The 5,355-nt window shown below is 39.4% G+C and carries 4 protein-coding genes and 1 pseudogene; all 5 read left to right on the top strand.

Annotation, left to right across the window (positions count from 1 at the left end):
- The first annotated feature begins 272 nt into the window (after window positions 1–272).
- Window positions 273–761 (top strand): DUF2975 domain-containing protein, encoded by a 489-nt coding sequence (locus tag GC102_RS07415; protein WP_171688909.1) that lies wholly within the window; start codon window positions 273–275, stop codon window positions 759–761.
- Between the two features lie 378 nt (window positions 762–1,139).
- Window positions 1,140–2,735 carry a DUF5050 domain-containing protein gene (locus GC102_RS07410; RefSeq protein WP_171688908.1) on the top strand — a complete coding sequence of 532 codons (1,596 nt, stop codon included), beginning with the start codon at window positions 1,140–1,142 and terminating at the stop codon, window positions 2,733–2,735.
- A 768-nt stretch (window positions 2,736–3,503) separates the two neighbouring features.
- Window positions 3,504–4,027: pseudogene (locus GC102_RS07405) on the top strand (GrpB family protein).
- Between the two features lie 269 nt (window positions 4,028–4,296).
- Window positions 4,297–4,869: a DUF8617 domain-containing protein gene (locus GC102_RS07400; protein ID WP_171688906.1), complete on the top strand. Its 573-nt coding sequence runs from the start codon at window positions 4,297–4,299 to the stop codon at window positions 4,867–4,869.
- Window positions 4,870–5,058: 189 nt separating this feature from the next.
- A partial coding sequence (locus tag GC102_RS07395; RefSeq protein ID WP_216627974.1) for a stalk domain-containing protein occupies window positions 5,059–5,355 on the top strand: 297 nt, incomplete at its 3' end.

Here is a 5,355-nt window from a genome sequence, read left to right as displayed (position 1 = left end):
CTTAACAATTCTCATCAAATTAATCTGTATAGGTTGATTGGCAGGTCGGTAGCCTATTGAGCTAACGGACAGTTTTGTTGAACAAGTTGTTGTAAATTTAACATTTTAAAGTAAGAGCATTTCTTTTTAATGAGAAATGCTTTTTATTTTTGTCAAAATTAAAATGATATTTCAATAACAATAATAATATAATAAAAACAATACGGATTTATTGTAGAACGATAAATCGTATGCTAAAATCATGTTGTCATTAAATAAGTGAGGTGTTTTAAATGAACGTTAAACGAGGTTCAACCGCTTTCTTAAAGGTAATTATTTTTCTGGCTGGAATTGCAGTGCTTGCTTTGTGTATCTGGTTGCCTGAGATAGCCGTTAGAGATGCAAGGGTACATCCAGATACGGCTTACTTCCTAATCCCCTTTTTAGTATGTGCATACGGATTCTGTATTGCGTTTTCTGTTGCGTTGTATCAAGCATTTAAACTATTAACCTACATCGAAAAGAACAATGCTTTCTCTGAATTATCCATTAAATCTTTGAAGATTATAAAGAAATGTGCTTTTACAGTCATTTTCCTCATTTTGTTAGGAATAGTAAGCTTAAAGGTGCTTGCTAAAGTTACAGAAAGTGATGATGGTGCAGCAGGTCCTATATCATTATGTCTAATGGGTATTTTAGCAACAAGTATCATCGCAGCCATTGTGGACGCACTTCAAAAGCCATTAAAAAATGCCCCAGATATAAAGTCAAAAAATGAATGATTAACGGATATGTAAGAATTCGGATTGTCAGCCAGGTAATATTTTGGAGTACAAAAGCGACGAAGACACTCAATAAAAACAGACGACTAATTTATTTAACTAACGGAAACGTTTGTTCAATAAACACAAAGAGACGGTAGCCATTTAATCGGCTGCCGTTTTCTCATCTAATGGGCATAAAAGCTCAATGGATTCATTAGAATATAGCTACCAATAAGCTAGGCAAGCTCACTTTCTTCCATTTCAGTTCCTCTCTAATCTCTAGCAGTAATACATTGAGTCAGTGCAGGGCTGGTATTTTAAGTGGGTTACTGCAACTTTTAACTTCCAGATTCGTCCAATATTAGTAGCATTTGATGTGTCGAAGGAGGAGTTGGAATGAAGAATAAATTGGCTGTATTCGTATTGATCGGATCACTGAGTCTGCCTATGCTGGCCCAGACCGGACAGGTGCACGCAAATTCGGCGGATGTAAAGGTGACTATTCCAGGATATAAGGTGAAATTGAATGGACACCTGGTGGATAACGCGTATCGCGAGTACCCCTTGTTGGTGTATAAGGACATCACGTACTTCCCTATGACCTGGTACGATTCTCGGCTGCTAGGGCTGGAAGCCAGTTGGTCTAATCAGGAGGGGCTCCGGATTTACCAGGGGCAGGTGGCTTCGGCATATGTCTCTTACAAGTCGGAACACCGCAATGCGGCATCCTATCGCGCGGAGGTTCCTGTGTCGGCCATTACGGTTAATGGTCAGACCATCGACAATGCAAAGGAGGAGTATCCGCTCCTCAGCTTCCGGGACGTGACGTACTTCCCTCTTACTTGGAGGTTCGCACATGACCAGTTTAGTTGGGAATACACATGGGATACGGTGGATGGACTGTCAATTCAGTCCCATAACCCACAGCTGCAAACGGTTGGCCTTCCTGTATATGCCAGAGAGAACGATGTCGCCTTTTTCAAGGGATATTATTATTTTGTAGAGACAACGGGCACGACGAACCATGTATATCGGGCTCCTGTGCAGGCGCCGTCCGACAAGGAAGAGATTTATTCGTATACCATCAATACCTCAGAAGGACTGCAAAAGAATTTATCCTTTCAAACCCGTAACAACACGCTGTGGTTTACCTATCACCTCGGGGGAAATATTATGGGTAGCGACAAGTTCGTGAAAATCGGTGACGACGGGAAAGCTGTATTGATGCATTCAGGGTATTTGGACTTCCAGGACACGCCTTACGGCACGTTGATCGTCCTTCAAGGTGCTTCGGCGTTCGAAGGTGGCAACTTGTATTTGTCACCATCGGGTCAGGAAGAGACGAACCGCAAAGGTGTCGGAGATCCTGGCGTGAAATACGGTGTACATGCCACGTACAACGGTGGCGGTGAAGGATATAGCTCCGATTCCTCCACCGCCGTCATTGGAGACGATGTGTACGTGCTGGCTTCAAGCGGCGAGTCCGACCTAAATAAAATTTACAAAATAAACCTAAAAACGAATAAAAGTGCTAAGATCGTCGAGACAAGCGTCAGCTGGTTCCGGATTATCAATAATAAGATATACTATGTAAAAGACAAGGACAACGCATTATATTCGTCTACGTTGGACGGGACGGGCGAAGTGAAACTTTCCGACCATGCTGTGTCATGGTTTGACAGCATCGACGGCAAGGTATATTACACAACCAAGAAGAAGGCGAACCAATTCGATCTGTACCTGGCCGATCCAAATGCTCCAGACCCGCTCGTATGGACAACGCCAGTCTCCGAAGTGCAAGTGCTGAACAATCAACTCATCTGCCGGCTTGGCGAAAAGGAAGACTATGGTGTCGTACTGCTGGACGGTTCAGGTCGCCTGCTGCTGGAAGTGGCGGATCCGATTTCGCGCGTGCTCACGTCCGACAAGGGGATTCTCGTTGCTACTTCCGGCGACTCCGACATACGGACAATATCGTTAACCGACAAATAATCGATATACGGCAAGAGCACTAAGCTTACACAGAGCGTTAGCACAATAACAACAGGTTGCCATCTTTACTCGGCAGCCTGTTGAAGTAACGCGCAGTTTAACGCAATTTTTGCAGGCACACATCTTCAAGGTAGGTGTATTACAGAGATGACTGGTCAAAGTAGATTTCTAAAAAGTATTTTTATCCTTTTTATCTTTGTTATTGTTTTTAGCTTTGCTTTTAAACTTATTTACTGGTTTAATTATGAAAAACTAAAATCAAATCAAATTAGCCTTGTGAATAAACAGCCGATTACTTGATGGAGACAGCACATATTTTCCTTATGGAGATCCAATATTTGAGATTCTTGGTCAAGAACCAATTACGTATATAGCAATTGGTGAACTGTCTGGTAAAGAGGGGCAAGGGGAAATTTATCGTTATGTAAAGCTTGTTAAGAAAAAATATATTCTGAAAAAAGAATAAAAGGAAAGCTGTCTAATGGTGCGATTGCACATTACTTAAAATACACATAGTACATTTATAGTGACTTGATAGTTAGCTTAAAGATATTCCAAACAAGAGTTATTACAATCAGCTACAGGAAGTAGATAAAAGCGAATTATTATTGGGAGGATAAATTTTTCTAAAAGATTTAGAGGTCTTCGTGTTCATTAAGCTCTAACGGGGAACGATTGCGCGATAATCAGAGAACAGATTACCACGCGGCATCTACCTCTTGTTTCGTTGAAATAATAGATGCTCAGCCAAAGAGGAGGAGGGGACCTATGGAAACGGTGAAGATCGAAGAATATAACGATGAATGGCCATTTAATTACCAAGAGGAGAAAAGAAAAATTGAGGAGTTATGACTGATAAAGCAATTGCTATTGAACATATTGGCAGTACTTCTGTTCAGGGACTAGGGGCAAAACCGATTATCGACTTCATGGTCGGAGTAAAGGATTTAAAAGAAGTTGAATCATTTATTGACCTCCTTGCAGAAATAGGGTATGAGCATGTTTTTCATAAGGAATTCCCTAATAGAAGGTTCTTTAGAAAAGGTCAATGGAGAGCAGGAACGCATCATTTGCATATTTACGTTTATGGAAGTGAAGAATGGAATAACAATATTCTATTCAGAGATTATTTAAAAACCCATTCTGAAATACTTAAGCAGTACAATCAATTAAAAAAAGAACTTGCAGAAAAGTATCCTCATGACAGGGTTGCTTATACCAATGCCAAGCATCCATTTATTATTGATGTAATTCAAAAGGCAAATTTGATCGAGAAAAATAACCTCCGTTGATTACGCTAACGAGAAACGATAGCTTCATAATTCTGTACTCTCAAGGCTGCCGGTGAATCGCTCGGCAGCCTATTACGCTAACGGGAGTTTAGCGTGGAAACAACCTTCTCACGGACATCCAAAATAAGATAATATTGTATAGTGAATGAACATAGTTGACGACTTTCGGACCTACTCTATTTAGAGGAGCGCTTTCCAAATGCCCGAACTGTCGTTGGAACAACAGTATAAAAATTAAAAAAGTTAAGAACGGTGGTGGGCGTTAAAGAATGAAATTCATGTGCGAATGTGGTCATCCAATTTATGATACAACTGATTACTTGTCATATAAGGCTCACTTAATATCAGATCAAGATTGGTTTGATTTCTTGGAAGAGATTGATTCTGCAATCGAAAAATCGGGACCATCGGAAATAGATAAAGAAAAAGCATTGATGAAAATTAGATCGTTATCATCCAATCTAACTAAAAAAGTATATCAATGTAATAAATGTAGGAATATGTTTTTTTATAATAATCCGCCTCGGCTCGAAGTGTTTAGACCAAGTAGTGATAGTGTAAATAAGAAATTATTACGATCAGCTCACGGCGATAAATGGAAAGGTTTTTTAAATGGTGATTGGATGGATAATAATCTAGCCTGGAGAGTTAAAGGATTTATAACTGCATCATGCTTAGATGAAGGAAAACAGTATGACGATTGGGAAATTCTCGAAAAAGAATATTATTTAGTATTTAATGAGTTGAGTGCAAACAATCTTTTGAGGTCAAGTAGTCTTAAAAAGAACGGTAATGTATTTCATACATGGAATTTAACTGCTCTATGGAGATCGTTCAACTAACGCAGAACTATAGCTCAATAACCAAAATGAAAAGGTAGCTGCTGATACGGCTGCCTTTTCCCCGAACGGGCAGAATAGCGGTGAAATAAACTCCATTTAAGGAAATTATTTTCGGAAATTCCCCTATTTTTTACAACAAAATGTAAGCTTTAGCTTCTATATTTATAAACAACGAAAAGGGGTGCCGTATTGAGAAAATTTATATTGGGATTGAGTTTAGGTTTAGCTATTGCCTGTTCAACTGTTATTTTCGCATCGGATTCTATTCAAGCGTTATTATTTCCAGCGAGTTTTGAAATTAATGGTAGTAATATTGGATTAAACAATGATTACAAGGTACTGAATGTGGATGGACATGCGTATGTACCCATTCGCTTTATAGCTGAAAATTTGGGAGCAACCATCGATTATGATGCGGAATCAGAAAAGATTTTTGTCAAAAATAAAATTCTAGACTTAACAGATCCAGATTACAAAGATATATCT

Origin of the sequence: Paenibacillus germinis (genome assembly GCF_013141785.1) — a bacterium.
GTDB classification, from domain to species: Bacteria; Bacillota; Bacilli; order Paenibacillales; family NBRC-103111; genus Paenibacillus_E; species Paenibacillus_E phytorum.
This window is presented reverse-complemented; position numbering and strand designations above follow the sequence as displayed.